Annotated in this window: 29 protein-coding genes and 7 pseudogenes; 19 read left to right on the plus strand and 17 right to left on the minus strand. The window is 60.2% G+C overall.

All coding sequences use genetic code 11. The features are described from left to right. Positions 1-369: 369 nt before the first annotated feature. Positions 370-642: a type II toxin-antitoxin system ParD family antitoxin gene (locus CRO48_RS20515; RefSeq protein ID WP_097141740.1), complete on the plus strand. Its 273-nt coding sequence runs from the start codon at positions 370-372 to the stop codon at positions 640-642. Continuing rightward, positions 632-928, plus strand: a complete 297-nt coding sequence (locus CRO48_RS20520) for a type II toxin-antitoxin system RelE/ParE family toxin (protein WP_097141741.1) — start codon at positions 632-634, stop codon at positions 926-928. The genes CRO48_RS20515 and CRO48_RS20520 overlap by 11 nt, the downstream gene beginning before the upstream one ends. Positions 929-1,507: 579 nt before the next feature. Here the strand turns inward: CRO48_RS20520 and CRO48_RS20525 are convergent. The 12 genes from CRO48_RS20525 to CRO48_RS20580 form a co-directional block, all read right to left on the minus strand. After that, positions 1,508-3,007, minus strand: a complete 1,500-nt coding sequence (locus tag CRO48_RS20525; protein ID WP_097141742.1) for a tripartite tricarboxylate transporter permease — start codon at positions 3,005-3,007, stop codon at positions 1,508-1,510. Beyond that, on the minus strand, positions 3,004-3,489 hold the full coding sequence (locus tag CRO48_RS20530) for a tripartite tricarboxylate transporter TctB family protein (RefSeq protein ID WP_097141743.1): 486 nt from the start codon (positions 3,487-3,489) through the stop codon (positions 3,004-3,006). The genes CRO48_RS20525 and CRO48_RS20530 overlap by 4 nt, the downstream gene beginning before the upstream one ends. 61 nt (positions 3,490-3,550) lie before the next feature. Next, positions 3,551-4,531, minus strand: coding sequence for a Bug family tripartite tricarboxylate transporter substrate binding protein (locus CRO48_RS20535; RefSeq protein WP_210202010.1), 981 nt, complete (start codon positions 4,529-4,531; stop codon positions 3,551-3,553). Between the two features lie 99 nt (positions 4,532-4,630). Then, the gene (locus CRO48_RS20540) at positions 4,631-5,536 is read right to left on the minus strand and encodes a dihydrodipicolinate synthase family protein (protein ID WP_097141744.1); all 906 of its coding nucleotides are present in this window, start codon (positions 5,534-5,536) and stop codon (positions 4,631-4,633) included. Positions 5,537-5,808: 272 nt separating this feature from the next. Continuing rightward, positions 5,809-6,618, minus strand: a complete 810-nt coding sequence (locus CRO48_RS20545) for an IclR family transcriptional regulator (protein ID WP_097141745.1) — start codon at positions 6,616-6,618, stop codon at positions 5,809-5,811. A gap of 88 nt (positions 6,619-6,706) precedes the next feature. After that, the gene (locus CRO48_RS20550; RefSeq protein WP_097141746.1) at positions 6,707-7,312 is read right to left on the minus strand and encodes a DAK2 domain-containing protein; all 606 of its coding nucleotides are present in this window, start codon (positions 7,310-7,312) and stop codon (positions 6,707-6,709) included. Next, the gene (locus CRO48_RS20555; RefSeq protein WP_097141747.1) at positions 7,309-8,304 is read right to left on the minus strand and encodes a dihydroxyacetone kinase subunit DhaK; all 996 of its coding nucleotides are present in this window, start codon (positions 8,302-8,304) and stop codon (positions 7,309-7,311) included. The genes CRO48_RS20550 and CRO48_RS20555 overlap by 4 nt, the downstream gene beginning before the upstream one ends. A gap of 1 nt (position 8,305) precedes the next feature. Further along, the gene (locus CRO48_RS20560; RefSeq protein ID WP_342588286.1) at positions 8,306-9,625 is read right to left on the minus strand and encodes an FAD-binding oxidoreductase; all 1,320 of its coding nucleotides are present in this window, start codon (positions 9,623-9,625) and stop codon (positions 8,306-8,308) included. 105 nt (positions 9,626-9,730) lie between these two features. Then, positions 9,731-11,008, minus strand: a complete 1,278-nt coding sequence (locus CRO48_RS20565) for a TRAP transporter large permease subunit (protein ID WP_097141748.1) — start codon at positions 11,006-11,008, stop codon at positions 9,731-9,733. After that, positions 11,005-11,571: a TRAP transporter small permease gene (locus CRO48_RS20570; protein ID WP_097141749.1), complete on the minus strand. Its 567-nt coding sequence runs from the start codon at positions 11,569-11,571 to the stop codon at positions 11,005-11,007. Before CRO48_RS20570 ends, CRO48_RS20565 begins: the two co-directional genes overlap by 4 nt. 54 nt (positions 11,572-11,625) lie before the next feature. Beyond that, entirely contained in the window at positions 11,626-12,633 is a 1,008-nt protein-coding gene (locus CRO48_RS20575) for a TRAP transporter substrate-binding protein (protein WP_097141750.1), read from the minus strand. A gap of 138 nt (positions 12,634-12,771) precedes the next feature. Then, complete coding sequence (locus CRO48_RS20580; protein WP_097141751.1) at positions 12,772-13,677, minus strand: dihydrodipicolinate synthase family protein; 906 nt, start codon at positions 13,675-13,677, stop codon at positions 12,772-12,774. A 110-nt stretch (positions 13,678-13,787) separates the two neighbouring features. Between CRO48_RS20580 and CRO48_RS20585 the strand changes: the two are divergent. Beyond that, positions 13,788-14,032: pseudogene (locus CRO48_RS20585) on the plus strand (IS6 family transposase); the annotation flags it as partial. Between the two features lie 96 nt (positions 14,033-14,128). On the opposite strand, the pseudogene CRO48_RS20590 reads toward CRO48_RS20585, so the two are convergent. Continuing rightward, a pseudogene (locus CRO48_RS20590) lies at positions 14,129-14,879 on the minus strand (IS6 family transposase). A gap of 84 nt (positions 14,880-14,963) precedes the next feature. On the opposite strand from CRO48_RS20590, the pseudogene CRO48_RS20595 reads away from it, so the two are divergent. From CRO48_RS20595 to CRO48_RS20630, 9 genes and pseudogenes are all read left to right on the plus strand, one after another. Then, positions 14,964-15,155 (plus strand): annotated as a pseudogene (locus tag CRO48_RS20595) (prevent-host-death protein); the annotation flags it as partial. Continuing rightward, a pseudogene (locus CRO48_RS20600) lies at positions 15,152-15,528 on the plus strand (type II toxin-antitoxin system VapC family toxin). The pseudogenes CRO48_RS20595 and CRO48_RS20600, both read left to right, overlap by 4 nt. A 64-nt stretch (positions 15,529-15,592) precedes the next feature. Continuing rightward, complete coding sequence (locus CRO48_RS20605) at positions 15,593-15,853, plus strand: CopG family ribbon-helix-helix protein (RefSeq protein ID WP_097141879.1); 261 nt, start codon at positions 15,593-15,595, stop codon at positions 15,851-15,853. Continuing rightward, positions 15,853-16,128, plus strand: coding sequence for a type II toxin-antitoxin system RelE/ParE family toxin (locus CRO48_RS20610; RefSeq protein ID WP_097141752.1), 276 nt, complete (start codon positions 15,853-15,855; stop codon positions 16,126-16,128). Before CRO48_RS20605 ends, CRO48_RS20610 begins: the two co-directional genes overlap by 1 nt. Before the next feature lie 26 nt (positions 16,129-16,154). Further along, positions 16,155-17,327, plus strand: a complete 1,173-nt coding sequence (locus tag CRO48_RS20615) for a tyrosine-type recombinase/integrase (RefSeq protein ID WP_097141753.1) — start codon at positions 16,155-16,157, stop codon at positions 17,325-17,327. A gap of 110 nt (positions 17,328-17,437) precedes the next feature. Further along, complete coding sequence (locus CRO48_RS20620) at positions 17,438-17,647, plus strand: hypothetical protein (protein ID WP_097141754.1); 210 nt, start codon at positions 17,438-17,440, stop codon at positions 17,645-17,647. A 117-nt stretch (positions 17,648-17,764) separates the two neighbouring features. Further along, a complete protein-coding gene (locus CRO48_RS32310; RefSeq protein ID WP_176526837.1) occupies positions 17,765-17,938 on the plus strand; it encodes a hypothetical protein in 174 nt (57 codons plus the stop codon). A gap of 29 nt (positions 17,939-17,967) precedes the next feature. Further along, positions 17,968-18,150: a hypothetical protein gene (locus CRO48_RS20625; protein WP_245423602.1), complete on the plus strand. Its 183-nt coding sequence runs from the start codon at positions 17,968-17,970 to the stop codon at positions 18,148-18,150. 41 nt (positions 18,151-18,191) lie between these two features. Continuing rightward, entirely contained in the window at positions 18,192-18,386 is a 195-nt protein-coding gene (locus tag CRO48_RS20630) for a hypothetical protein (RefSeq protein WP_141402084.1), read from the plus strand. 61 nt (positions 18,387-18,447) lie between these two features. Here the strand turns inward: CRO48_RS20630 and CRO48_RS20635 are convergent. Together CRO48_RS20635 and CRO48_RS20640 are read right to left on the minus strand one after the other, a co-directional pair. After that, a pseudogene (locus tag CRO48_RS20635) lies at positions 18,448-18,888 on the minus strand (3'-5' exonuclease); the annotation flags it as partial. Next, positions 18,788-19,123: a hypothetical protein gene (locus CRO48_RS20640; RefSeq protein ID WP_407071948.1), complete on the minus strand. Its 336-nt coding sequence runs from the start codon at positions 19,121-19,123 to the stop codon at positions 18,788-18,790. The pseudogene CRO48_RS20635 and the gene CRO48_RS20640, both read right to left, overlap by 101 nt. Before the next feature lie 152 nt (positions 19,124-19,275). Between CRO48_RS20640 and CRO48_RS20645 the strand changes: the two genes are divergently transcribed. Together CRO48_RS20645 and CRO48_RS20650 are read left to right on the plus strand one after the other, a co-directional pair. Beyond that, entirely contained in the window at positions 19,276-19,506 is a 231-nt protein-coding gene (locus tag CRO48_RS20645) for a hypothetical protein (protein ID WP_097141758.1), read from the plus strand. A 42-nt stretch (positions 19,507-19,548) separates the two neighbouring features. Beyond that, entirely contained in the window at positions 19,549-19,851 is a 303-nt protein-coding gene (locus CRO48_RS20650; protein ID WP_097141759.1) for a hypothetical protein, read from the plus strand. 485 nt (positions 19,852-20,336) lie between these two features. On the opposite strand, the gene cydB is transcribed toward CRO48_RS20650, so the two are convergent. Both cydB and CRO48_RS20660 read right to left on the minus strand, forming a co-directional pair. Then, the gene (gene cydB / locus CRO48_RS20655; RefSeq protein ID WP_097141760.1) at positions 20,337-21,341 is read right to left on the minus strand and encodes a cytochrome d ubiquinol oxidase subunit II; all 1,005 of its coding nucleotides are present in this window, start codon (positions 21,339-21,341) and stop codon (positions 20,337-20,339) included. After that, positions 21,331-22,407 (minus strand): annotated as a pseudogene (locus CRO48_RS20660) (cytochrome ubiquinol oxidase subunit I); the annotation flags it as partial. The pseudogene CRO48_RS20660 and the gene cydB, both read right to left, overlap by 11 nt. 236 nt (positions 22,408-22,643) lie before the next feature. Between CRO48_RS20660 and CRO48_RS33505 the strand changes: the two are divergent. The 5 genes and pseudogenes from CRO48_RS33505 (at position 22,644) to CRO48_RS20685 (ending at position 25,899) form a co-directional block, all read left to right on the plus strand. Next, complete coding sequence (locus tag CRO48_RS33505) at positions 22,644-22,862, plus strand: ATP-binding protein (RefSeq protein ID WP_407071946.1); 219 nt, start codon at positions 22,644-22,646, stop codon at positions 22,860-22,862. Further along, a pseudogene (locus CRO48_RS20670) lies at positions 22,862-23,388 on the plus strand (response regulator transcription factor). The gene CRO48_RS33505 and the pseudogene CRO48_RS20670 overlap by 1 nt, the downstream one beginning before the upstream one ends. A gap of 168 nt (positions 23,389-23,556) precedes the next feature. Continuing rightward, positions 23,557-23,961, plus strand: a complete 405-nt coding sequence (locus CRO48_RS20675) for a hypothetical protein (RefSeq protein ID WP_097141761.1) — start codon at positions 23,557-23,559, stop codon at positions 23,959-23,961. Between the two features lie 89 nt (positions 23,962-24,050). Continuing rightward, on the plus strand, positions 24,051-24,731 hold the full coding sequence (locus tag CRO48_RS20680) for a Crp/Fnr family transcriptional regulator (RefSeq protein ID WP_245423604.1): 681 nt from the start codon (positions 24,051-24,053) through the stop codon (positions 24,729-24,731). A gap of 64 nt (positions 24,732-24,795) precedes the next feature. Next, positions 24,796-25,899, plus strand: coding sequence for an ABC transporter substrate-binding protein (locus CRO48_RS20685; RefSeq protein ID WP_097141762.1), 1,104 nt, complete (start codon positions 24,796-24,798; stop codon positions 25,897-25,899). Positions 25,900-25,901 lie beyond the last annotated feature (2 nt).

Raw genomic sequence — 25,901 nt, forward strand, 5'->3', positions numbered from 1 at the left:
GCCTCGCCAAAACGGACCGGCATCAACGCCAGCGGTGGCCAGCAGGCCAAGCATGCACTAACATTCCAACCGGATCACCCCATGGGGGCAGGCCACTATGCCGGTCGTCTCCGCCTTGAGAGGATCCGAACCGATGACCCGCCAGTTGCACTACATAAATATTGTATCGCAGGACTATTTCGGAGGCTTTCCCGACAGTCCCGCACTACTGAGTTCGCACCGACCACAATTTTCGCCGAAGTCTCCTCGGGCCGCCCGATAGGAAAAGAGGAGATGACGAGCGCTGAACAGCAGAAGTGCGCATGCACTCCATTGATAATAGTTGATAAGTCGACTAAACTCTGACCGTCACATAAGATGGAGGTACGCATGATCAGCGCCGATCTGGGAAAGCAGCTCGAAAGCTATATTCAGCAGCTCGTTGATACTGGTCGCTACGGCTCGAAAAGCGAAGTTCTGCGCGAAGGAGTGCGACTGGTTCAGGACCGTGAGACGCGCCTCGCCGCGCTGAATGCCTCAATCATGCGCGGCATCTCTGATGCGGACGCCGGTCGGACTAAGTCGGCTAGCGATGTGTTCAACCGTCTCGACGCTAAATACCGTGCGATGGCTGACAAAGCCGAAAATTCCCATGATCCTTGAGTTTACCAGCGAGGCCGAAGGCGACCTTGAGCAGATCGCCGATTACATTGCCGAGCACAATCCACGGCGCGCTCTTTCATTCATCCGAGAGCTGCGGAACCGGTGTGAAGACCTTGTTAGCAACCCAAACAGCTTCGCCCTCGTCCCTCGCTATGAACATCATGGAATCCGTAGACGCGTTCACGGCAACTACCTCATCTTCTATCGCGTTGAGCCCGCCAAAGTGGTCATTATCCACATCCTGCACGGCGCAACGGACTATGGCCTATTCCTTTTTGGCGAATGATCAAATCCGGTCGATCTGAAACAACTGAAAGCGAAACGCCGAGGGGATGGCTGCTTTCAGCGTCATCTTGCTCCCGACGTTGGCATTGACCAGTGCATAAAGAGGCGAGACTGTCGCATCTCTAACTCGCCCAACTGTCGCATTACTAAAAAGCCCTTACAGAAAGATGCAGCGTAAGACTATTGATGGAACTTCACCAAAGTGCGAGCGGGGACTGCAATACCTAGCCAGCGGTTTGGCGCTTCCAGGCCAGTGCTGTGCAACGAGCTGACCGGGATGCGAGAGCCAGTATTGTCATTTTATCTGAGGCAACCACCCCTGCTAGACATTACTGAGGAAATGGCCACGGAGCGAACCGCGCCTCAATTACGCCATGTTTAACTTATGCAGCCATTGCTGGTGCGTCGAGTATAACGTAATATCGCTCTTCGGTGGGGGCTGGCGGCATCTTTCCAATGGGCTCCAGGAGAGAGCCATTCCAAAGTACCGCATTCGACGCTTCAAATCTCTTCCATGGCCCTGCGCCGATGAATGACCTCGGCTCTCATAGCCAAGCGATAACTTTGTATGTGATGAAAATCAGGTCTCCCGGGATGCGGATTGCCTCCGCCTGAGCATCGAGATCAGGGGCGATATCCAGATCAGAAGGGTGATGGCGCCCAGCGATGCGGCGATCGGTCGGTCAAAGAAGGCGAGCAGCGATCCGCCGGACTTCATCATCGAGGTCAGAAAATTCTGCTCTACTAGAGGTCCAAGAACGATGCCCAGAACAAAGGGCGCAATCGGAATGCCGTTCTCTTCCATGACGTAACCGACGACACCGAAAGCCAGGGCCGCGCCAACGGCCGTGATCGTGTTCTCGACGGCGAAGGAGCCGACCATGCAGAACACCAGGATGATCGGCATCAGAATGGGAAGCTTCACCTTCAGGATCATCCGGCCGCAGCGGATCGCTGCCCAGCCGAGGGGGATCATCAGCAGGTTGGCCAGGATGAAGGCCATGAATATGCCGTAGACGGTGACCGGATTGTTGAGGAAGATCGTCGGTCCCGGATTGACGCCCTTCATGAACAGCACGCCGATGACGATCGCAGTGATCGCGTCGCCTGGAATGCCGAAGACGAGTGCCGGCACATACGCACCGCTGACGGCGGCATTGTTGGCCGCGCCAGCGGCGGCAAGGCCTTCCTGTGATCCACGGCCATAATCCTGAGGGTCCTTCGAGAATTTTTTGGCAAGCGAATAGGACACCCAGGCCGCGATATCTGCTCCAGCGCCGGGTACGATTCCGATCATCGTGCCAAGGACGTTGCCCTGTGCAATCGCCCTGCGCTGCCGCCACAGGATGCGGATCTGGCCTGAAAATACGCCCTTGAGCTCGACCTGTTCGAGCGCCAGCTGCGGATTGCGACGGGCATAGAAGCGGAAGATTTCGGCAACGGCGAAGACACCGATCATGACTGGGACGAGCGAGACGCCGCCGATCAAGGCTGGACTGTCGAAGGTGAAGCGCGGCACACCGCTGACGGGATCGATGCCAATGGTGGAGACCAGCAGACCGAGGGATAACGAGATAATGCCCTTGATCGGCGATCCCTGCATGATGAAGGCGGATGTCGTCAGGCCAAGAAGGCAGAGCCAGAAATATTCGAAGCTGCTGAACTTGAGGGCGATTGCGGCGAGAGGCGGCGCGAAAACGGAGAGCACGAGGGCGCCGAAAATGCCGCCGATCGCCGACGTGAGCAGGCATATGCCGAGCGAGACATGGGCAAGCCCCTTTTTGGTCAGGGAATAGGCATCATCCGTGTAGGCGGCCGAGGCCGGGGTCCCCGGCATGCGGAGCAAAGCCGACGGAATGTCTCCCGCAAACATCGCCATTGCGGACGCGGTCACCATCGCCGCCACTGCCGGAACCGGGTCCATGTAGAATGTCACCGGGACAAGCAGTGCCGTTGCCATTGTCGCGGTCAGCCCCGGCACAGCGCCCAAAAACAGGCCGAACACGGCGCTGCCGAGGATCACCGCAAGGACATAAGGAGAAAAGAGTTCGGCAGCTGCCGCAAGGATATTTGCCATCATAGCCAGAGCGCCCAGGGTTGGAGCAAACCGCGCGGCAGAGGCACGAGCAGGCCCTTTGAAAACATCAGATAGATGAGGATGCTGGCGAGCAGGGAGAGCGCGATGGCCTTGGGAAACCGCATGCCGCCGAACATCAGGAGGATTGCAAGTGTCGCGGTCGCGAGCGGAATGAAGCCGATCAGGTCGCTGAGATAGATATAGGAAAGCACTGCCAGGAGGACCAGAACGGGTCCGCCGAGCCTTGGGGTCTCGGCAGGCGCCGCTGCGTCCTCATCCTCGTTCTGCTCGGCACTCGGCTGCACGATGGCGAGTGTCACACCCGCCACCACAGCCGCAACGCCGAGCAAAGCCGGGAAAAATCCCGGGCCGTAGGCGATGTGAGTGCCCGACATCGGCTCCGGGAGCTGCAGCGACATGTAGATGATGACGATGCCGACCACCGCCACAAGAAGGCCAAGCCTTCTGTCCCCAAGATTGGTCATGAAATCTCTCCCGACTGTGGAGGTGAAGCCACCGGCCTCACCTCTTCAGTCTCTTTTGACGTCACTTGGTTTTCAGCGCATTGATGACCTTGGTCGTCTCTTCGAAATGCTCGCCGAGAAAGCTCGTGAAGTCCGCATGATTGCGCCAGGCGACGCCGAAGCCACGGGCTTCCATGCCCTTCTTGAACGTCTCGCTTTCGACCACCTTCTGGATCGCCGCTTCAATGCGCGAGACAAGTGCCGGGTCCATCTGGGCCGGCCCGCCGATGCCGCGCCAGGTGCCGCCGACATAGGACTTGCCGAGCTGTTCCTTCACCGTCGGCACGTTGGGATCTATGGCAATGCGTTCCTCGCTCATGACCGCGACCGTGCGGACAGCCCCAGCCTGTGCGAGGGCCGTCGTTTCCGGAATGGAGCAGAGAACGACATCGACACCGCCGGCCGCCAGCTCTTGCAGCGCGGCCGAAGAGCCGGCTCCGGGAATGAGGTTCAGCTTGGTGACGTCTACCCCCTGATCGAGCAGCATGGCGACGAAGGGAATGTCCCAGCTCGCATTGCAGGAACCGCCGCAATGGATCTTCAACTTGCCCGGATCGGCCTTGATTGCCGCGATCAGTTCCTTGGTGTCCTTGAAGGGCGAGTCCTTGGCGACATGGATCGCCGACGGATCGGCGTTGAACTGGGCGATGGCCGTGAAAGTTTCAGGCGTGAAATTGGCCTGTCCCAGCAGCTTGAACTGCGCGATCGGCGAGAGCTGACCGAGCGTATGGCCGTCCTTGGGCGCATTGGCATAGGTCGTGTAACCCACGATGCCAGAGGCCTGGGCCTGGTTGACGATGGTGAAAGGCTTGCCGAGTTCGGCCTCGAGACCCGCGCCGAGAAGACGCATCGTGTAGTCGCTGCCGCCACCGGCGCCGGCAACGACGATCATCTGAACCGGCCGTTCGGGCCATTCCGCCATGGCGGCGGAGGCGGACAGAATGCCGCCGGCAGCAGCGAGGCTGCCGATAAGGCGCGAAAATGTTCTGGAAACGTTGTTCAAGATTTCCTCCCTTGAAACGGTTGCGGGCTTCATGCCCGGATACTTCTCCATCTGCAAGCCGGCGGCATACCTCCCTGCCGCCGGTTCTGGCTTGATCGCTTACGCGGCGGCCTTGAAGGGCACATCGAGGCCTTCGAAAGCTGCGGCGATGCGGCGCTTGCGGGCTTCGTCTGGCATGCGCATGGGCGCACGCGGCAGGGCGAGCGGCACGCCCTGGAGCGACTGAGCATATTTGATGCAGGCCGGCAGGTCGTCGCAGATCAGGGCATTCCAGAAGGTGAGCAGCTTGCGGTGCAGGGCAAGCGCTCCGACATGGTCGCCGGCCTGGACGAGATCCCACAGCTTGACGACGGCTGCAGGCGCTGCCGCCGGATTTGCGGCAATCGTTCCATGCGCTCCGAGCGCGAAACTCGGATAGAGAAGCGCATCCACGGCCGTGAAGACGAGCTTGCCTTCCGGCACCTCCTGGAGGAGATCGGCGAGCAGCTTCAGGTCGCCATTGCTTTGCTTGACGCCGATGACACCCGGCACTTCCTTCATGATCCGGATCAATAGAGCGGGGCTCAGATAGCACCACGGCACGACATTATAGATGAGAACCGGCAGGCCGCTTTCGCCTGCAATCGCCTTGAAGTGATCGACGATGGCGTCGTCGGACGGACGGAAGACGTAATGCGGCGGCGTGACCTGCAGCGCGACCGAGCCTGCCCTTGCGGCCATCTTGCAGCGGTCGACGGCCTGGCGGGTGGAGTTGATGATAACGCCGGCGATCAGCGGCGCCTTTCCGGCAAGCGTCTCGGCCGCCGTCTCCAGAAGAGACTGGAGTTCGGACATTTCCAGCGTATGACCCTCCGCCGACGAACCGCCGACGCAGATACCGTGGACGCCGGACTCCAGCATGAAGCGGATCTGCGTCTTGAACTGGTCGAAGATGATGTCGCCATTGGCGTCGAAAGGGGTGGTGGTTGGCGGGATGATGCCAAACAATTGCGGTGCGGACGCCATGCTTTCCTCCATTATGCGAACATAATGTCTGAATAGTGGACATATAAAGCCGCGTCAAGCGCCGACATGCAATTGCGCCTTTTTATCTGACCAATTTTCCGTGAGAGCGAAGGCACCATGCCAGAGGGCGGCAGAAGCACTAACCGCAGATACGCTTTTGTTTTCATTGGAGAATTCTGCAGCGCAGGCAGGCGCCATCGACATCGAAACGGTTCAACAAAACCGGATCGAGCGACGGCGTATCGGTGGACCGTACGGCCACGTCTTCGGATTTACTCCGCGTTGCGTTCGTATCCGAGGCGGCGCGAGATCTTGTCCGCCTGGGCGACAACCAGGCTGGCATATTCCGGGATCGTTTTGTCGGTGAAGTTTTCTTTCTTGCCGGTCACGCTGATCGCCGCGAAAACCCGTCCGCTGGCGTTGCGGATGGGCGCTGCGACGCAGCGGCGCCAATCCTCGTATTCCGCATCGTCGATGGAGTATCCCCGTTTACGGATCGCGGCGAGATCGTCCATCAGCTGTTCGCCGGAGGTGATCGTGTTCGGTGTCAGCGCGGTGAAGCCATGCGATATGATCCGGTCGACGACCGATTGCGGCTGGAAGGCGAGTGCCGCCTTGCCGGTGGCACTGCAATAGGCGGCCGCGCTTTCGAGTGTGACGACCCGGTTCACGTGCCCGACCCTCGAATCGGCGCGTTCGACCATCACGATCTCAAAGCCATCGAAGACCCCAAGATGCACCGACTGGCCGGTCTTGTTGACGAGCGTCGCAATGCTTTCGCTCGCCTCCCGCTGCACATCCATATTGGCAAGAACGGTATTGCCGAGCTCGAAAAGCTTGAGCCCGAGGCGGTATTTCTCGCGGTCGCGATCCTGGTCGATCAGACCGAGCGAACGCAGAGAACCGACGATGCGGTGAACCGTCGTGCGCGGCAGTTTGGTGCGCCTGGCGATTTCCAAAACGGAGAGCGAGCGGTCGTCACGCGAGAAACAGTCCAGCACCGCCAGCATCTTCGAAAAGGAAAGCATCTGGCTGGAACTGCGTTCGTTTTCCGCTTCGGATTGTTCGATCTGCTTAGACATTCCCGCTCCTGATCAGCATCCTCTTGAACGTGGGTTATCACGCTTTGCCGACCGTTGAAATGTTGCCGGAGGCGAGCGCATTAACCCGTCATGCCACCGCTTTGCACAGTTTGGCGAAGGCGAGCATGCCCGGATCGTCCAGTCCGATCGTCTGGTCGGCAAACATCCGGGCGCGGCCGATCTTGTTCGGCCTGCCGTGAAATTCCAGGAGAGCGGCCTGCGTCGCCTCGACGGCCAGGCGCTTCGCCACCAGCGGATCGCTGACCCCTTCAAGCGCCCGCGCCACGGCATCGATCGCGTCGAGAACAGTCTTGTCGCCGAGCGCTGCTCCGCCCCGCGCCATCATCGCGTCGCGCGCCTTGGCAAACAGCGGCGCCAGCTCGGAAAGCGGCACGGCTTCATGGCCCTTGGTGCCCTTGGCGAAGGTCATCAGCGCCGTGGCAAACAGGGTGCCAAGGCTCGATCCGGTCGCAACGGCCGCCGCTTTCGCATAGGCTGAAAAACAGGCGCCGACATCCTCGTCGGACGCTGCGGCCGCCTTGTCGATCGCGGAAATCACGCGCGCCAGCATGCCGCCGGTATCGCCATCGCCGAGCTTGGCATCGGCGGCGTTCAGTTCCTGCTCCAGTTCCACCATGGCGGCGGCTGCCTTGCTGACGATAGCCTTGACGTCTTTGACTGCGAAAGTGCTCATCCGACCCTCCAGAACGGGCAATAGGCGGGTGCCGCCAACATCGATTTGAGTTCCTCGTCGAGGAAGCAGAGGCTGATCGAGGCGCCCGCCATTTCCATCGAGGTGACGAAGTTGCCGACCAGCGGCTGGACAATGGTCAGTTCGGCCGCGGTCAGCTTCCGGGAGGCGTGCCGGTAGAGGATGAAGAGTTCCTCCAGCGGTGTTGCGCCGAGACCGTTGACCAGGATCGAGACCTCAGAGCCGGCATTCTTCGGTGCCTCCGCCAGGAGCCTATCCAGCATTTCGTCGGCAATCTCGTCGGCGGACTTGAGCTTGTTGCGCCAGATGCCGGGCTCGCCATGAATGCCCATGCCCATCTCGATATCGTCATCTCCAAGCGTGAATGTCGGTTTGGCTGAGCCCGGGAGCTGGCACGGAGCAAGAGCGACGCCGATGGTGCGTGTCGCGGCGACCGCCTTGGCGGCCGTGGCCGTAACCTCGTCGAGGTCGGCGCCGGTCTCAGCCTTCGCACCGGCGATCTTGTAGGCATAGACGATTCCGGCCACGCCGCGGCGCTTGGCGCTTTCCTCCGGCGAGGCGCTGGCAATGTCGTCGGTGCCGAGCACCGTCGTGGTGCGGATCTCGTCCTCCAGCATTTCGCCGGCCATATCGAAATTCATGCGATCGCCGCCGTAGTTGGCGTAGAGGCGAAGCACGCCGCGGCCGCCATTGGCAAGCTTGATCGCGTCCATGCAAGAGCCGACATTCGGGCCTTCGAAGACGTTGCCGATGGAGCAGGTGTCGAGCAGTCCCTGGCCAACATAGCCCGTGAACAACGGCAGATGGCCGGATCCGCCGCCGGAGGCGACGCCGACTTTGCCCTTGCGCGCGCCTTCTGCCCGCCGGATGACCCGACCATTCTCGCCATCGCGGACGATGGAGGGATTGGCCATGGTCAGGCCGTCCAAAGCCTCATCGACGAAATCGCCGGGTGCATTCATCAGTTTCTTCATATCAGCGGTCTCCCATGCCTGAAGGCAACATTTTGCCGGGATTCATGATCCCATTGGGATCGAGTGCAGTCTTGATTGTGCGCATGACGTCGAGCGCCACGCCGTGTTCGGTCTCCATGTAGCGAATTTTCCCGATGCCTATGCCGTGTTCCCCGCTGCAGGTGCCGCCGAACTGGATGGCGCGCAGGCTGACGCGGCTCGCAAGCGCCTCGGCCTTTCTGCGGTCTTCCGGATTTTCGGGATCGAACAGGATCGCAAGGTGGAAATTGCCATCGCCGACATGGCCGACCAGCGGTGCCGTCATGCCGCTTTCCTCTATGTCCTTCCTCGTCGCCTCGATGCAGGCGGCCAGCTCCGAAATCGGCACGCAGGCGTCGGTGCCGATCAACCGGTGGCCGGGGATCAGCGCCACATTGGCGAAATAGGTGTTGTGCCTTGCCGTCCAGAGGCGCGAGCGCTCTTCCGGGCGGTTGGCGAACTGGAAGCCATTGCCGCCGAATTCTTCCGCAAGCGCCTGCATGGTTTCCGTCTGCTCGGCAGCAACCGCGGGCGTGCCATGGAACTCGAAGAAGAGCGTCGGCTGCTCCTGAAATTCGTCGAGCTTGGAATACCGGATGCAGGCGCGCATCTGCATTTCGTCGGCAAGCTCGATACGCGCCACATTGATGCCGATCTGCAGGGCGGCGATGACGGTGCCGACCGCGCTCTGCATGTCCGGAAACTGGCAGACGGCTGACGAGATCGTCTCGGGAATGCCGCTCAGCTTCAGCGCGACTTCCGTGATGACGCCGAGCGTTCCTTCGCTGCCGACATAGAGCCGGGTGAGATCCAATCCGGCTGCGGATTTGCGCGCCCGGCCGCCGGTGCGGATGATGCGGCCGTTGGGCGTCACGACGGTGAGGCCGAGCGTCACTTCGCGCATGGTGCCGTAGCGCACGGCATTGGTGCCGGAGGCGCGCGTGGCGGCCATTCCGCCAAGCGTCGCATGGGCGCCCGGATCGACGGGGAAGAACAGGCCACTGGCGCGCAACTCGGAATTGAGCTGCTCTTTCGTGACGCCCGCCTCGACCCGGCAGTCCATGCTTTCGGCATTGACCGCAATGATCCTCGTCATGCCGGACAAGTCGAGGGCCACGCCGCCGAAAAGCGGGACGACGTGGCCCTCCAGGGAGGATCCGGCTCCGAAAGGAATGAGGGGCGTGCGGGTGTCGTTGCAGATCGCCGCGATCGCGGCGACCTCCTCCGTTGTTTGTGCAAACGCGACCGCATCAGGCATGGCGCTGTCCGGCAGGCCCTCGCCATGGCCATGCTGTTCACGCATGACGCGGGAAGTCGAAATCCGGTCACCGAGAAGGGCGGCAAGCCTGGGCAGGACTCTGGCTTGGAAATCCGATGATGGTTCTGTCATTGGCTGCATGGCGTGACCTCAGCGCAGGTATTGGAGCGGTACGGTGACAAGCTCCGGGAACAGGACGAGCAGAAAGAGCACGGCAATCTCGGCGAGGAGGAATGGCGTCACCCCGCGGATGACCGATCCGAGCGGAACCCGTGCGACTCCCGCCGCAACATTCAGCACCGTGCCGACGGGCGGCGTGATCAGGCCGATCGCGTTGTTCATGATGAACAGCACGCCGAAATAGACCGGATCGATGCCCGCCATCTTGATGACCGGCACGAGGACAGGCGTCAGGATGAGGATGGTCGGGACGAAATCGAGCGCGGTTCCGATAATCACGACGAGCACCATGATGACGAACATCAGCGTGATCTTGTTGTCCATGAAAGGCTCGAGAAGGCGTCCGACCTCGGCGGGGACGTTGGCGATCGTGATGAGCCATGCGGAGACAACGGCAGTCGCGGCAAGGAACATCACCACCGACGTGGTTTTCGCCGCCGACAGGAAGACCTGGTAGAGGTCGGCAATCTTCAGTTCCCGATAGATGAACAGGCCGACGAACAGGGCATAGACCGCCGCCACGACGGCGGCTTCCGTCGGCGTGAACACGCCGAGCTTCAGGCCACCAATGATGACGACCGGCAGAAGGAAAGCCCAGAAACCGTCGATGACCCTCTTGCGGCGCTTGGCCCAGCTTGCCTTCGGAGTGGTGGCGACCTGGTCCCGGTGCGCGACCGTCCACCAGGTCGCCATCAGCGCTATGCCCATCAGAATGCCCGGCACGATGCCGGCGAGGAACAACTGACGGATGGAGACATTGCCGGACACGCCGTAGAGCACCAGGCCGATCGAGGGTGGAATGATCGGCGCGATCACGCCGCCGGCCGAGATCAGGCCCGCAGAGCGGGGTATGTTGTAATTCGCCTTGCGCATCATCGGGATGAGCAGCGCCGCGATCGCGGCCGTATCGGCCACCGCCGAGCCCGAAAGCGATGCCATGATGACCGAGGCGATGATGGCGACATAACCAAGGCCACCGCGCCAGTGACCTACCCAGGCCATGGCCGCTTCGACAATGCGCCGCGACAGGCCGCCTGCATTCATCAGCTCGCCTGCAAGCATGAAGAAGGGCACGGCCATGAGCGGAAAGCTGTCGGCACCGGTGAACAGGTTCTGGGCGATGATCTGCGCATCGAAATTGTTGAGATAGACCATCAACGCGATGCCAGTGACCAGCAGGGCGAATGCGATCGGCAGCCCGATCGCCATGGCGCCCAGCAAGGTGGATACGAAGACGACGACTGTCATTGATTCTTCTCTTCGGATTTCGCGGCGGTCCTGCCCGGTCCGGGTGTTTCGATCGCCAGCGCCTCTTCCGCATCGACGGCCGAGAACAGGTCGTCATTGCTGATCCGGCCCCTTGCGAATTGGTAGAGGCGAGCAGCCGTCAGGGCGATGATGCCGATGCTGAGCACGTAGGCCGACGCATAGACGTATTCCATCGGAATACCCATGACCGGCGAATAGTTCTGCATGTTAATCGAGTGGCCACGGATCGTGCCGAGAAAGATCAGCGAGCAGCTCCAGATGATCAGCATCGAACACAGCACGAAGCAGATCTTCCTGCCCAGTGGCGGCAGCGCGCTGACGAGAAAATCGGCCCCCAGATGCGCCCTGTCGCGCATGCCCACGACCGTGCCCAGGAAGGCCAGCCAGATGAAGGCGAAACGAGAGAGTTCTTCGGAGACGGTGATGCCCGAGTTGAAGCCGTAGCGCAGAACGACGTTACCGAACACCATGATAACCATGCAGGCCAGCAAGGCGACAAGGATGGTTTCAAAAAGGCGGAAAAGCCAGTCGACATAGCGCATCAAATTGATCTCCCGGATGTGGAGCCGGAGGGACGCCCCGGCTCCACAGCGCTATCACTTGCCGGTACGCGATGCTTCGATCGCCTTGATGTAGCGGTCGGCAAAATCCTTGCCTGCCAACTCCGAGTGCTTGGCGATGACCGGCTTCATCTGCGCGGCCATGCGGTCCAGTTCGGCATTATCGACTTTGTTGGAGGTCATACCGCCCTCCTCAATTGTCGTTAGGAGGCCGGCTTCCAATTCGGCGAACTGCTTGCGCTTCCATTCGACCGCATCTTTGCCGGCGGCGACGACGATCTTCTGGTCTTCCGGCGACATTGCGTCGTAGGTCTTACGGCTCATGACGATGACTTCCGAGTTGACAGAATGGCCCGTCAGGCTGATGAACTTTTGCACTTCGAAGATGCGCATGGCGCTAATTTGGGCCAGCGGCGCTTCCTGTGCGTCGACAGTGCCGGTTTCCAGGGCGGCGTAGACTTCCGAGACCGGCATGGGCGTCGGATTGGCACCGAGCGCGGAGAACATGTCGACATACATAGCATTGGGGATGACGCGGACCTTCAGGCCGCTGAAGTCTTCCCACTTCTGGATCGGGCGCTTACTGTTGGTCGCGTGGCGAAAGCCGTTATGGGAGAAGCCGAGCGCAACCCAGCCCTTTTCGTAGAGCTTGGCAGCCAGTTCCTTGCCCATGTCCCCGCCCAGGACGTCGTAGAATTCGTCGGAGTTGCGGTAGATGAACGGAAATTCGACGACCGCCATTTCCTTGACCTGCGCGGCAAGGCCGGCAGCATTGGCAGTCGAGATATCCTGGGTGCCCGACTGGACCTGCTGCTGCATCTGTCCATCGTTGCCGAGTGTGCCGTCCGTATAGACGTTGATGTTCAGTTTGCCGCCACTTCTCTCCGTCACGAGTTCGGAGAGCTTCTTGAGGACCATGGCCGACGGATGATTCGCAGCCATGCTGGTCCCGGCCCTCAAATCGGCCGAATGGGCCGTGGCGGGCATGGCAGTGATCACAGCCGCAACGGATGCGGCGAACATGAAATTGCGTAGTTGAAGCATTGTTTCCTCCCAGAAATATTAAATCAGCTAATTCGGAAATACCCGCTGACCCGCACAAGAAGGCTGTCGTGCCGCGATAGTTCTCCGACTGTAGTACCGGCGACCCACCTCCGTGCCGCCGGAACTGACCGATGGGTCCTAGGCCGCCATTTTGGACGGGACCTCGAGAGCGGCGAAGGCGTCTGCGATGCGGCGCTTTCGGGCTTCGTCGGGCATGCGCATGGGCGCGCGCGGCAGCGCCAGCGGCACGCCTTGCAGCGACTGGGCATACTTGATGCAGGCCGGCAGGTCGTCGCAGACCAGCGCGTTCCAGAAGGTGAGCAGCTTGCGGTGAAGCGCCAATGCCTCGACATGGTTGCCAGCCTGGACCAGATCCCACAGCTTGACGACGGCAGCGGGGGCTGCAGCCGGGTTGGCTGCGATCGTGCCATGCGCACCGAGTGCAAAGCTCGGGTAGAGCAGCGCGTCGACGGCGGTGAAGACCAGCTTGCCTTCCGGCACTTCCTGCAAGAGATCGGCCAGAAGCTTCAGGTCGCCATTGCTCTGCTTGACGCCGATGACGCCCGGCACTTCCGTCATGATGCGGATCAACAGTGCCGGGCTGAGATAGCACCACGGCACGACGTTGTAGATCAGGACCGGCAGGCCGCTTTCGCCGGCGATCGCCTTGAAGTGCTCGACAATCGCATCGTCGGAGGGGCGGAAGACGTAATGCGGCGGGGTGACCTGCAGCGCGACCGAGCCCGCCTTCCTTGCCATCTTGCAGCGGTCCACGGCCTGGCGGGTGGAGTTGATGATGACGCCGGCGATCAGCGGCGCCTTGCCGTTCAGGGTTTCCGCTGCACTTTCGAGCAGGGCCTGCAACTCGGACATTTCCAGCGTGTGGCCTTCGGCCGACGAGCCACCAACGCAGATGCCGTGGACGCCTGCATCCAACATGAAGCGGATCTGGGTCTTGAACTGGTCGAAGATGATATCGCCATTGGCGTCAAAGGGGGTTGTGGTCGGCGGTATGATACCAAAGAATTGCGGCGCTGCCGTCATCGCGTCCTCCATTATGCGAACATATTGTCTGCATAATGGACATATAAGGCTACGTCAACGGTGTTGTCACATAAACCCGCTGTCAGTAAGTGGGGCGTAGAGATAGCGGGATGAAGAATTCAGCTATCAGCTACAAGCGCCACCGTTTCCCGCAACAGATCATCGCCCATTCGGTCTGGTTGTACTTTCGGTTCCCGCTGAGCCTGCGCCTGGTCGAGGAATTGCTGCTGGAGCGCGGCGTAGTCGTTTCGTATGAAACGATCCGCCGATGGGTTCGGAATTCGGGCCGGCTTACGCGACGCAAATCCGTCGCCGGCCGCCGTCGCAGCGGGACGTCCGGCGCCTGGACGAGGTGGCGGATCGTTTGTGATGCGGGGTGACGAAGAGATTTCGGAGGGGCGTGTCGCAAACCGTTGAGAGGGTCAAAGCTGCCCCATGTTCTGCCGCGTTTTCACGCTTTGTTAACCTTCTGAATTCCGAACAGGCGCGCGAGCAGGTCGTTCTGATCGATGACGGTCCAGTCGCCGAGAAGCCGAAGCCCTTCTTTAACCAGAGCATGGCTTCGAACCCAGCGATGGTTCGACGCGCCGTCCTGAAAGATCGGAAGCCGCCGATCTTCGGCATGTTCTTCTTCACGCGAAAATGGTCGCTCTCAATGCCTTGCTGGAGATGCTTGGTTACAATGTGAACCGGATTCGGACGAAGGTGACCGTCATCGACGGCCGACTCAATCGTTGTGGGGAAGGTGTCGGCGCCATCGGTGCCGATCTTTTCCTGCGAGAGGAGCGGCTCGCCTTGAGCATCTTGCGGAAGAAGCGCTTGGCGGCATCAAGGTAGCGCTTCGCGTTGAGTAGGAAGTCGACCGGGCTTCCATGCTTGTCGATGGCGCGGTACAGACAACGCCACTTGCCGCGGATTTTGACGTAGGTCTCGTCAATCCTGACTGAGCCACAATGCGGTCGGCGAAACGGGCGCAGCCGCTTCTCTATCATCGGCGCGTAGGCGAGAACCCAGCGATTGATTGTGCTGTGGTCGACCTCGAAGCCGCGCTCGCGGAACATCTCCTCGAGATCTCGGTAGCTGAGCGGATAGCGGAGGTACCAGGTCACCGCCTGCACGATCAACCACGCCTCGAAGTGCCGCCCTTTGAAGTCATCCTTCGATTAGCGCTGCAGCTTTTCTGCAATAGCATTCAGAATCATCGGCAGCTCTTCACATGGGAGCGGCAATTTCCCCACTGATGGTCAACAGCTCGTTAACTGAGAAAATTTGCGACACGTCCCCGAAACCAGGGCTATGCCCGCATCGGCCCGGCGGACGGCGGCAAGCGCCCGTTCGGCCTGCTGCGCCAGCGCGGCCTGCCGGATGACCTGTTCGACGATGTCGACGCCGAACAGGCCGCAATCGATGCCGGCGAGTGGAATGACGATGTCGGCATCTCCCAGCGCAAGCCCGAAAACGGCGGCCAGCCCACATGAAGGTGCTGCTCGACAGCCACGCGGTGTACTGGTGGACGATCGGCAGGGATCGGCTTTCTTTGACCGCACGATCGATGATCGAGGACAAGGCCAACATGATTCTTGTCAGCGCCGTCTCCTTCTGCCAGCTCGACGACAAGATGCGGCTGAACAAGCTCGATCTCAGACCATAGCAGTTGCGGGCCCCGTTGCCGACAGCGGCCTGCAGACGCTTGCCATCACCGATCTGCATGCCGAACTGGCGGCAAGCTTCGACTGGGATCACCGCGACCCCTGGGACCGCCTGCTCGCGGCCCAGACGCGGCTGGAACACTGCGCGTTTGTCTCCGTCGACGGCGCCTTCGACAAGGTGCTGCACGAACGGGTCTGGTAGCATTTTGGTTGAACTAATCAATTCTAATCACTATGATTAAGTTTGAATCAATGGGGATATGTTCGTGGAAACAAAAGTCCTAACTGCTCACGTGCCCCGGCCGCTGGCGGATAAGGTCGACGAGATTGCGACGCGACTGGAACGCTCACGCGGCTGGGTCGTCAAGCAGGCTCTGTCGGCGTGGGTCGATCAGGAAGAGGAACGGCGACGCCTGACATTGGAGGCTCTCGCCGATGTCGATAATGGGCGCGTTGTTGATCACCAGGCTGTTGAAGCCTGGGCCAGCAGCCTCGATCGCGACAAGCCTCTTCAACCGCCGCTCTGATGGAGCTCAAGTGGACGACCAAGGCCGTTTCGGATCTCGCCCGCCTCTATGATTTTCTCGCGCCGGTCAATCGCCGATCCGCAGCACGCATCGTCCAGTCCTTGACAGCGGCGCCCAAGCGGCTGCTCGAGCAGCCGCGACTGGGCGAACGGTTGGAGGAGTTCGAGCCGCGGGAAGTTCGGCGCATTCTGATAGGTCATTACGAGATCCGCTACGAGATCCAACAGTCGACGATCTATGTCTTGCGGCTTTGGCATACGCGCGAGGACCGCTAAGTAAGGCCGAGTGGCTAGGAGGGGTTATGGCGGCGAAAGAGGATATTGCGACGGTGAAGGATACCGTGCTCAAACGCGCTGAGGAACTCGATGCGCTCGACGCCATCCTGCCGTTCGACCGTCGCGACCAACTGGCAGCACTTCTGACCGATGATGATGTCGCCACGCTGAAGCATCTGGCCAAGGAAGGCATGGGCGCGAACACGTTGCGCGCGCTCGCCTCCGACCTCGCCTATCTCGAGGCTTGGTACGCACTGGCCACCGACGCGCCTCTCCCCTGGCCAGCGTCCGAGGCACTGCTGCTGAAGTTCGTCGCTCACCACCTGTGGGATCCGGCCCGACGCGAAGACGACCCGGCGCACGGCATGCCAGCGGCGGTCGAAGCCGGATTGCGCAGCCAGGGACTGCTGCGATCGGAGGGTCCGCATGCGCCGGCCACGGTACGACGGCGGTTGACCTCCTGGTCGATCCTGACGCGCTGGCGCGGGCTCACCGGCGCCTTCTCGGCCCCGTCGCTGAAGAGCGCCCTTCGGCTGGCCGTCCGCGCCACCGGGCGGCCACGCCAGCGCAAGAGCATGAGCGCCGTCACCGCCGACGTGCTCGCCCAGTTGCTGTCCACCTGTGCCGGCGAACGGCTTGTCGATATCCGCGACCGCGCCATTCTCCTGACCGCCTTCGCCTCCGGCGGCCGCCGCCGCTCGGAGATCGCCAACCTGCGGGTCGATGACCTCATCGAGGAGGAACCGGTGCAGGCCACGCCCGACGATCCTGCCTCCCCTACCCTGGCCTGTCTGGCGATCCGTCTCGGCCGCACAAAGACGACGGGTCCGGACGACGATGCCCGGTCGCTGATGATCGGACGACCGGTCGAGGCGATGAAGCACCGGCTGCAAGAAGCCCGGATCGACAGCGGTCCGGTGTTCCGCCGCATCGACCAGTGGGGCAATGTCGACCGCCGCGCGCTGACCCCGCAGTCGATCAACCTGATGCTGAAATCCCGTTGTGCAAAGGCCGGGCTCGATCCGCAAAAGTTCTCCGCGCACGGCCTGCGCTCCGGTTATCTGACGGAGGCTGCCAATCGTGGCATTCCCCTGCCGGAGGCGATGCAGCAATCGCAGCATAGATCGCTGACCCAGGCGGCGGCCTACTACAACAACCCGGACCGCAAGCGCGGCAAGGCGGCGCGGTTGATTGTCTGATTGAAAATCAGTTGGGGGGCTTGGTAGCGCGGACGAGAACACCTGAGCGCGCTGGCTGCCATTGTGCCGACAGCATCTGAAGACTTTCTGAGAATGCGAGGAAAACAACCATGGAAACAACGACCATCGGCTCGCGGGCCGACTTTGCGCAATGGGCCATCGAGCGCGCCGGTGCCATCATTGCCGAACAGGGCAGCAATCTGGCCCTCGCTGCGCGCGACAACGTTGAAGACAAGGTCGCTGACGCCGCGAATGCCCTCGGACAGGCCATTGTCGAAGCGATGCTGGAGGTCTTCGACGGGCTGATGATCGAGGACTGAAACCCCCTGTCCGATAACACCCCCATCGCCTGCAAGCAGCACCTTCGGACCTCAACGAGGTCTTGACTGCACGCATCTTGAGTGAGAACATAAAGGGAACAAACCGGAGTTCTCGTTATGGCCAGCACCGACAAAGTCATCGCGAATGCCCTCGCCGCGGTTGCAGCTTCCAAAGCGCTTTGTGAGCGCATGCTTGCCCGTCGTGCCGAGATGCAGAAAGACGTTGAAGCACCGCGCCCCGTCTATGTGCTGCGTAAGACCGGCAACCAACTCCGCCTGCCGCTTCAATGAGTGCCGCCACTGCAGACGAACCGCCTCCGATGGACGAGGCGGCCGCGATCCTTGAAATGCACGATGGCAACGCGCTGGAAGCGATCCGAACGCTGCTGGCCGAGCGGGATGCCGTGGAAGAGAAACTCAGGTTCGCTTCGATAGCCATGGGGCACGGCTTCACGCGTGGCTGGCGAACCCGGTTGCCCGGCAAGTTCATTGGAGAAGGGTGAACGTGAAACGTTGTCGGTTTAGGATGTGCCCGCAGACACCCATGTCCCTAACCAACTCGACTCAGCTTCTGTTCGATGCTTCGATGGGCCGTAGCCAGGAGGATGGGATGGCATGCGAGTGGAGCGAGCAAGTCGCCAGGCGCGACCGGTTCTGGAAAGTGACCACCATGCTGTTGGCAACGGTGGCCACGGTAGGCATTCCGACCGCGGTTGTGATTGCCGCGATGACGTATTGAGTTGCTGGGCAAAGGACCGGATCGCCGGTCCAGCGTTGCATTTGCGTGAGTTCGGCCCCGCTCACGCCCTGAACCTGTCTACCGCCGTCAGGCGACGCATCAATGGTGTGGCCTCGTAGCGATAGATTTCGTTGCGAAGCCATAGCAGTTCCTCCTCGAGCATCGGTTCGGCCACTTCCGTCCACCAGGCTTTCGGCCGGCCATCGCTACCGTCCGACCAGCGATATCCCCTCCCCTTCAGCTGATCCTTTGAATCATAGGGACTGTTCTCGGCGAAGATGCGAACACGCGACTGTTGGCTGGCCGTGTATAGCTCGCAAAAGGGAGAACTCGCTTGCCCGCTTCCCTTACGGTCAAGGATTTCCAGCAGTGCGAAGCAATCGTCCACGGCGCGGTGGCCTTCATGGAACAACCCCGCCTGCCCAACGAGATAGCCAAGCTTGCTCCCCTCGAAGCCTCGTCCAGACCAATCGATCTCGGAAACCGAGCAGGCCCATGCCTTGGCTGGAGGCCAGAATGACACCGGACGTGTGAACCGGCCGCAGCCTTCCAAATGTAAAATATTCACCCAGATTGAGCAGCGGAAAGGCAAGCTGCGCCGCCACGATGACGCCTGCGGAAAAGCCGAAAAGCGCCCAGACCGTCGTCGCGACCGTAAAACGGCGGATGATTTGATCATCATAGCCGGGAATAGCCGCCAGCCGAGCCGGAGCAATGGACATTGAAATGGAGTTCATCCCCTCGCTCCTTCATCCCCAAAGTGTGAATATATGCATAAATCAGTTTTTACTTTAGAATCCCAGATAAATATCGATATGATCTGAATACAATATTGACTATATTTTAGAAATATGTTTTTGTTGCCAAATATTTTGGCAGGAGTAATTTGATGGGACCTTTCGTATTCTTCGTATGCGCCGCTGTTGCAATGATCATAGTCTTCGCCACATTGAAAGGACGAGGGGATCCGGTTGGCTGGTGGCTGGGTCTCGCGCATGGCGCGCTGTGCCTGCTGGCACTTGCCGGATGGGCTGCGACCAGGGATGCAAACTTCGCCGTTCCTATGGCGCTGCTGGCTATCTATGGCGGCGCGACGTGTATCAACGAAATCGTTGCGTAACTGCATGCGACCCGAACACCCGCCTGAAGGAACCAGCCAGCCATGCCAAGACTCGTGCGTTTTCTCGGTGTTCATGTGCTGATCGGATTTTCGATCGCCACCGCGCTCGTTTTTCTGTTGGTTATGCTGGATGTTGCGGGCCTGCGCACGCTTGCCAAGGCTTCTGCGAGCGGCCCGATGACGATTGCCTGTCTTGCCCTCGTCCTCGGCCTCACCTTCGCAAGTGTCCAGATGGGATTTGCTATCATGCTCCTCGGCCGACAGGCCAAAAGCGACCGCGGGCTGAAAGATAGGTCGGTGAAAGCCGTCATTGTCGACCCCGTGCGGCTTATCGTGCGCAAATGATTTGTCGTGCCGCGGCGGTCGCATCTGATCCCTCAAAGAAATCCCGCCAGCAGCGAGCTCGATCGATTCGGGAACCGAAGTACCAATATGCAGGCCCTTTTACCCTTGGACATTCTGTCCAAGGGCGCGTGTCAGCCCCACGTATGCACGATGGCGCAGCGACCATGCCGACAGAATTCATCTGGGTGCTGCTGGCTGCCCTCACCGACGTAAGCCGCCGATATCCTGCGATGGGGGCAGCAAAGGCTTGGGAGTGCCCTCCCTCTGACCGACAATAGCAGACCGACATGTGTTCAACCCCGCGGCTGTGGAGGCCTTTCGGAACCAATCTGGGTGGCTAGGCGACAATCCATGCCGGATCGTGAACAGCTACGGCGCCAGCGCCATCTTGATGACAAGGCCAACAATCCCGACAGCAAACACGCCCGACGCCCAAAGGGCGACGAACCAGAGAAGCTTCTTCGGCACGCTGTTATGACCTAGCATCAGTGATACCCCTCTTCCGGATCGATCTTGCCGCGGAATACCCAGTAGGCGTATGCGGTGTAAGCTAGGATCATCGGAACGAGAACGACCGCGCCGACCAGCAGGAAGCCAAGGCTCGAATCTGGAGCCGCAGCCTCCCAGATGGTCACCGACGGCGGCACGATGAACGGGTAAAAGCTGATGCCGATGCCTGCAAAGCCGAGAACGAACAACCCAAGCGCTGCGAGAAAGGGTTGCGTGTCGCGCTTGTTGCGGATGCCTGTGATCAGCAGTGCAAAACAGCCAAGTACGAGGACCGGCACGATGACGCTGAAGATCGCCGTTGGCCATCCAAACCAGCGATCAAGATAAATCGGTTCCAGAAACGGGGTCCACAGGCTCACCACACCCATCGCGGCAATGGTCGCAAAGCAGCAGCGAAACGCGATACGGCGCGCCTTCTCGTTGAGCTTACCCGTGGTTTTCATCACCAGCCAGGTGGATCCCAGCAGCGCATACCCTATCGCGACCGCAAGGCCCGTTGCCAACGAAAACGGCGTGAGCCAGTCCCACCAGGCGCCGGCATAGGCGCGATTGACGACGGGGATACCCTGGACGAGGGCACCCAGGGTCACCCCTTGAGCAACGGCCGCCAGCAGGGAGCCGCCCGCAAATGCCCCGTTCCATAGGAACTCGCCACGCTTCGTGCGCCATCGATACTCAAAGGCGACGCCGCGAAAAATCAAACCGAGAAGCATGGCGATGATCGGCGCATAGAGTGCCGGCAGGATCGTGGCATAAGCCAGCGGGAACACTGCCATCAGTCCACCGCCACCCAGAACCAGCCAGGTCTCGTTTCCGTCCCAGACGGGTGCCACCGAATTCATCATGACATCACGATCGTGCTTTTCCGGGAAGAACGGAAACAGGATGCCGACGCCGAGATCGAAACCGTCGAGCACGACGTAGGCCAGTACGGCAAAGGCGATGATGCCGGCCCAGATGAAGGGAAGATCAATGGCCATGATGCTGGCTCCTATGAGTGGTGCCCGCAGCGGGGCCTGGCATGACTCCAGAGGTGCGGATTGGCCCATCATCGAGATCGGGCATAGGATCGCGCGGCAGGCGTTTCATCAGCCGCAGGATGTAGAAGGTGCCCGCGCCGAAGACGAGGAAGTAGACGACGATGAACGCGATCAGCGACGCAGCGACGGCCGGCGCCTCCACCGGCGAGATCGAATTGACCGTCAGTAGCTGGCCGTAGACCGTGTAGGGCTGCCGGCCGACCTCTGTCGTGACCCAGCCGGCAAGCACGGCCACAAAGCCTGCCGGCCCCATGGCGACTGTTGCCCTGTGAAGCCAGTCATTGCTGTCGAGCGTTCCGCGATACCGGTTCCACAGGCTCCACAGACCGATGCCTAGCATCGCAAAACCGATGCCGACCATGATCCGGAACGACCAGAAGACGATAGCGACCGGCGGCTCCAGTTCGTCCGGCACTGTGTCGAGGCCGGCAAGCGGCGCGTTCAGGTCATGCTTGAGGATCAGGCTCGACAGTTTCGGGATCTCGACTGCGTAATCGATGCGCTTGTCCGCACTGTTGGGAATGCCGAACAGGATCAGCGGTGCGCCATCGGGATGGCTGTCGAAATGGCCTTCCATCGCCATGACCTTGACAGGCTGGTATTCCAGCGTGTTGAGGCCATGGGCGTCACCGGCCAGAATCTGGATCGGCGCGACGATCGTCGCCATCCACATAGCCATTGAAAACATCGTGCGCCAACGCCGCGGTGCAGTGTTTTTCAGGAGATGCCATGCGCCGACGGCTCCCACCACGAAGGCCGTGGTGAGGTAGGCGGCCAATACCATATGTACGAGGCGGTAGGGAAAAGACGGGTTGAAAACAATCTTCCACCAATCAAGCGGGATGAACTGTCCGGCCTCGTTCATGCCGAAACCTGCGGTCGTCTGCATCCAGGAGTTTACGGAGAGGATCCAGGTGGCCGAGATCAGCGTGCCGAAGGCGACCATGAAGGTGGCGAGGAAATGCAGCTTTGGTCCGACCCTATGCAGACCAAACAACATGACGCCGAAGGCACAGTCCATACAACGCTCAACCGTTTCCTCAATGAGGCGATCGAGGATTGGCGCGCGCGCAAACAGCCATCTTCGTTCGACTACACCAATGTGGTGAACTGTGACGAGCGGATCATCTCGGACCTTGCTCTCAGGCAGGTCATTTTCAATGTCCTCGACAATGCGTTCGAGGCATCTCCCAACTGGATCGGGGTGGCTGCCGGAAAAAAAATGGTGAACTGGTCATCTCCATCAGCGATGGCGGCTCCGGTTTCCGTCCGGATCTCCTCGACGACTTCGGCAAGCCCTATTGCACCACGAAATCGCGAACTGGTGCCGGCCTTGGTCTCTTTCTGGTCGTCAATGTCATCCGGAAACTCGGCGGGACCGTTGCTGCCAAGAACGCCGATGAGGGCGGCGCCTGTGTCACGCTGACACTGCCGGTTGCCGCCTTGAAGAGTGCTGCTTGATGGCGAGATCCCTTTTCATTGTCGAAGACGATACCTCTTTTGCCAAAGCGCTCAAACGCTCGTTCGAGCGCCGTGGTTACGACGTTGACCGCTGTTCCACCCTCCAGGAGCTGGAACTGATGCTCGCCAGTAGTTGCCCACAGTTCGCGGTTATCGATCTAAAGCTTGCCGGCGAGTCTGGACTGGAATGCGTCAAGGCCTTCATGAGCGGGATAGCGAGACGAAGATTGTCGTTCTGACGGGATTTGCCAGTATATCGACTGCCGTTGAAGCCATCAAACTCGCGGCATGTCACTATTTGCCAAAACCTTCGAACGCGGACGATATTGAAAGAGCGTTCGGCAGGGTGGACGGCGACGCAACTGTGCCACTTGAGGGACGGCCCACATCTTTGAAAAATCTCGAGTGGGAGAGAATACACGAAACCCTCGTGGAAGCGGAATTCAATATTTCCGAAGCGGCACGGCGCCTGGGCATGCACCGGCGGACGCTCGCCCGTAAGCTTGAGAAGCGCCGTGTCACGTAAGGCATTGCGGGGCTCCCCGGTCCCTTTCTGACGAGCGAAACTACAGCGATGAAAGTCTATCGCCAGAGCAGAGCACGGATTGACGTTTGGCCATCCAGTGACGCGACACATTTGCCGCATTGCCCCATCAGGCGGAAAGCGTTAATTGATTTCCAGGGACACTGACGAATGAGCAACGCTGCAACTTCAATGGCAAAACTTTTGCGCATATTTTGCGCAATCGCGTTGCTGTGCGTTGGTTTCGCCCATAAGCCTCCCGTCTTGCCTCTCGCTCCATCATCCTTGCCGATTGACGAAGTGGCGCAATATGTCCTCCCGGACGGGACGCTGCCCGTCCTCTGCCTGCCAAGCGAAGACGGAAAGGCCAAACATCAGGACCACACGTTCGGCCCAGGATGCGAAGCATGCCGACTGAGCGCCTCGATTATCCTGCCGTCGCCTGGCAATACCGCGGTCGAACCGGTGTTCCGCGAGGTTGACGGGGATCTCCCGTCCCGCGTCGAGGCCCACTACCGGCAGCTCTTCCCTCCAAACACGTTTCCCCGCGGCCCTCCTTCCGGCATTCAAGCCTGAGCCGTCGCTGCCAATGGCAGCGGCTTGTTTAGTTTGTGCCGGGGTGTCCGTGAGCGGACGATCTCCGGCACTGCTGCCGGCAGATTTCCATGCTCAACGGAACCCTATTGGGTGCAAGTTCACCCGTTCTACCTATCGACTGCCTCATATTGAACCCGCAAGCCAGCGGCGGAACACGCTTGAGGCTTGTCACGCCTGGAACGACGATTATCCTGCAGGGCATCCGGCGAGAAGCTACTGTCCGCATTGTCGAAGGCTGTGTATGCCTTTTCCAGCAGCTTGCTGACGGTCGAAGGCAGATACTCGATGTCTTGGGAGCGGGCCGCCTCTTCGGGAATGCGGTTACGGATACGACACGCTGTAGCGCGGCTGCACTGACATTCACGCAGTTGGAAACGATAGATGTCGATAGCGAACGCAAAGGCGTTGAAGATGCACTTCGCCTCATGTTGCATCGCTCACACGAGCACGCCATTCTTCTCGGACGCAAAACAGCCGCAGAAAAAGTCGCAACGGCGCTCCTTGATCTCGGACAGCAATTCGCGCGCAGATCCAGCGACACGAGAAATGCCACAACATTCACGCTTTATCTGACAAGGGCCGACCTTGCAGACTGGCTGGGGCTGACCCTCGAGACGGTTAGCCGCTGTCTTCACAGCTTCAAACGCAGCGGTCTGATCACCTTCAAACATCCCGAGATCATCACCATCGCCGACGAGGACGCTTTGCGCCTACTCGCTGCGGGACAGCCAAAGCGCGCGCTGAGCTGACGCCTCCAAACTTCACGATGGGCGGGCGTTCGCGCGCCCGCCACGCATACCTTAAGGAAACACCATGAAAAAAATCGTCGTCTCTGCCGTAATCGGCCTTGTGGCCATGACAACCAGTGCCTTTGCAGACATCACCGTTACCGACGTCAAGGGACGCACCGTCACAGTGCCAAAGGTGCCGGAACGCATCGTCCTCAGCTTCTATTACGAGGACTATCTTGCCATCGCCGGGCCAGGCGCACTCGACAAGGTCGTGGCCCTCTCGCTTTCCACCTGGAAGGACTGGCGACCGAACCAATTCGCCGCTTACGAAAAGGCGCTGCCGAAGCTCGCCTCTATCCCTGATGTCGGCAATACCGAAGACAATACGTTCTCGATCGAGAAGGTGATTGCGGCCAAACCCGACCTGCTCATTCTGGCGGCCTGGTCCTATGACGCGCTCGGCGAAGGGATCAAGCAGATTGAAACTGCCGGCATTCCGATCGTGACACTCGACTACAATGCCCAGACCGTCGAAAAGCACGTCGCGTCCACCTTGGCGCTCGGCAAGCTGATGGGCACCGAAGACCGTGCCGAAACGCTCGCCAAAAACTATGAAGACGCGATGGCCGACGTTCAGGCTCGCATCGAGAAAGCCGGCCCGACGGACAAGAAAGTCTATGTCGAACTCGCACAAAAGGGACCTGGCGCAGTCGGCAATTCCTACGGCGATACGATGTGGGGTGCGCTGATCGACAGGCTTGGCGGCAATAACATTGCCAAGGGCCAGATCGGAAATTGGGGGCCGCTCAGTCCGGAATATGTCCTGGCACAAAAGCCGGATCTGATCTTTCTCGGTGGTTCCGAGTGGTTGAACAAGCCGCAGTCGGTTCAGGTCGGCTTTGGGGCTGATCCGACTGTCACCCGCGAACGCATGAAGGCCTATCTGGCGCGTCCGGGCTGGTCGGACCTGCCTGCGGTCAAGAACGGCGGTGTGCATGCGATCTACCACGGTGGCGCACGCACGCTGTCGGACTATGTGTATGCGCAATATATTGCCAAGCAGCTCTATCCGGATGCCTTCAAGGACGTCGATCCGGCTAAAAACATCGCCGACTACTACGACAAATGGTTGCCGATCAATGCCGACGGCGTGTTCGTTCTGCCTTATGAAGCGGCCGGACAATGACG

Origin of the sequence: Rhizobium subbaraonis (assembly GCF_900220975.1) — a bacterium.
In the GTDB taxonomy this organism is placed as follows: domain Bacteria; phylum Pseudomonadota; class Alphaproteobacteria; order Rhizobiales; family Rhizobiaceae; genus Mycoplana; species Mycoplana subbaraonis.

Coding starts and splice junctions, on each gene's coding strand:
- CRO48_RS20515 (WP_097141740.1), top strand. CDS start 370: ATGATCAGCGCCGATCTGGGAAAGCAGCTCGAAAGCTATATTCAGCAG.
- CRO48_RS20520 (WP_097141741.1), top strand. CDS start 632: ATGATCCTTGAGTTTACCAGCGAGGCCGAAGGCGACCTTGAGCAGATC.
- CRO48_RS20525 (WP_097141742.1), bottom strand. CDS start 3,007: ATGATGGCAAATATCCTTGCGGCAGCTGCCGAACTCTTTTCTCCTTAT.
- CRO48_RS20530 (WP_097141743.1), bottom strand. CDS start 3,489: ATGACCAATCTTGGGGACAGAAGGCTTGGCCTTCTTGTGGCGGTGGTC.
- CRO48_RS20540 (WP_097141744.1), bottom strand. CDS start 5,536: ATGGCGTCCGCACCGCAATTGTTTGGCATCATCCCGCCAACCACCACC.
- CRO48_RS20545 (WP_097141745.1), bottom strand. CDS start 6,618: ATGTCTAAGCAGATCGAACAATCCGAAGCGGAAAACGAACGCAGTTCC.
- CRO48_RS20550 (WP_097141746.1), bottom strand. CDS start 7,312: ATGAGCACTTTCGCAGTCAAAGACGTCAAGGCTATCGTCAGCAAGGCA.
- CRO48_RS20555 (WP_097141747.1), bottom strand. CDS start 8,304: ATGAAGAAACTGATGAATGCACCCGGCGATTTCGTCGATGAGGCTTTG.
- CRO48_RS20560 (WP_342588286.1), bottom strand. CDS start 9,625: ATGCGTGAACAGCATGGCCATGGCGAGGGCCTGCCGGACAGCGCCATG.
- CRO48_RS20565 (WP_097141748.1), bottom strand. CDS start 11,008: ATGACAGTCGTCGTCTTCGTATCCACCTTGCTGGGCGCCATGGCGATC.
- CRO48_RS20570 (WP_097141749.1), bottom strand. CDS start 11,571: ATGCGCTATGTCGACTGGCTTTTCCGCCTTTTTGAAACCATCCTTGTC.
- CRO48_RS20575 (WP_097141750.1), bottom strand. CDS start 12,633: ATGCTTCAACTACGCAATTTCATGTTCGCCGCATCCGTTGCGGCTGTG.
- CRO48_RS20580 (WP_097141751.1), bottom strand. CDS start 13,677: ATGACGGCAGCGCCGCAATTCTTTGGTATCATACCGCCGACCACAACC.
- CRO48_RS20610 (WP_097141752.1), top strand. CDS start 15,853: ATGGAGCTCAAGTGGACGACCAAGGCCGTTTCGGATCTCGCCCGCCTC.
- CRO48_RS20615 (WP_097141753.1), top strand. CDS start 16,155: ATGGCGGCGAAAGAGGATATTGCGACGGTGAAGGATACCGTGCTCAAA.
- CRO48_RS20620 (WP_097141754.1), top strand. CDS start 17,438: ATGGAAACAACGACCATCGGCTCGCGGGCCGACTTTGCGCAATGGGCC.
- CRO48_RS32310 (WP_176526837.1), top strand. CDS start 17,765: ATGGCCAGCACCGACAAAGTCATCGCGAATGCCCTCGCCGCGGTTGCA.
- CRO48_RS20625 (WP_245423602.1), top strand. CDS start 17,968: ATGGACGAGGCGGCCGCGATCCTTGAAATGCACGATGGCAACGCGCTG.
- CRO48_RS20630 (WP_141402084.1), top strand. CDS start 18,192: ATGTCCCTAACCAACTCGACTCAGCTTCTGTTCGATGCTTCGATGGGC.
- CRO48_RS20640 (WP_407071948.1), bottom strand. CDS start 19,123: ATGAACTCCATTTCAATGTCCATTGCTCCGGCTCGGCTGGCGGCTATT.
- CRO48_RS20645 (WP_097141758.1), top strand. CDS start 19,276: ATGGGACCTTTCGTATTCTTCGTATGCGCCGCTGTTGCAATGATCATA.
- CRO48_RS20650 (WP_097141759.1), top strand. CDS start 19,549: ATGCCAAGACTCGTGCGTTTTCTCGGTGTTCATGTGCTGATCGGATTT.
- cydB (WP_097141760.1), bottom strand. CDS start 21,341: ATGGCCATTGATCTTCCCTTCATCTGGGCCGGCATCATCGCCTTTGCC.
- CRO48_RS20675 (WP_097141761.1), top strand. CDS start 23,557: ATGAGCAACGCTGCAACTTCAATGGCAAAACTTTTGCGCATATTTTGC.
- CRO48_RS20680 (WP_245423604.1), top strand. CDS start 24,051: ATGCTCAACGGAACCCTATTGGGTGCAAGTTCACCCGTTCTACCTATC.
- CRO48_RS20685 (WP_097141762.1), top strand. CDS start 24,796: ATGAAAAAAATCGTCGTCTCTGCCGTAATCGGCCTTGTGGCCATGACA.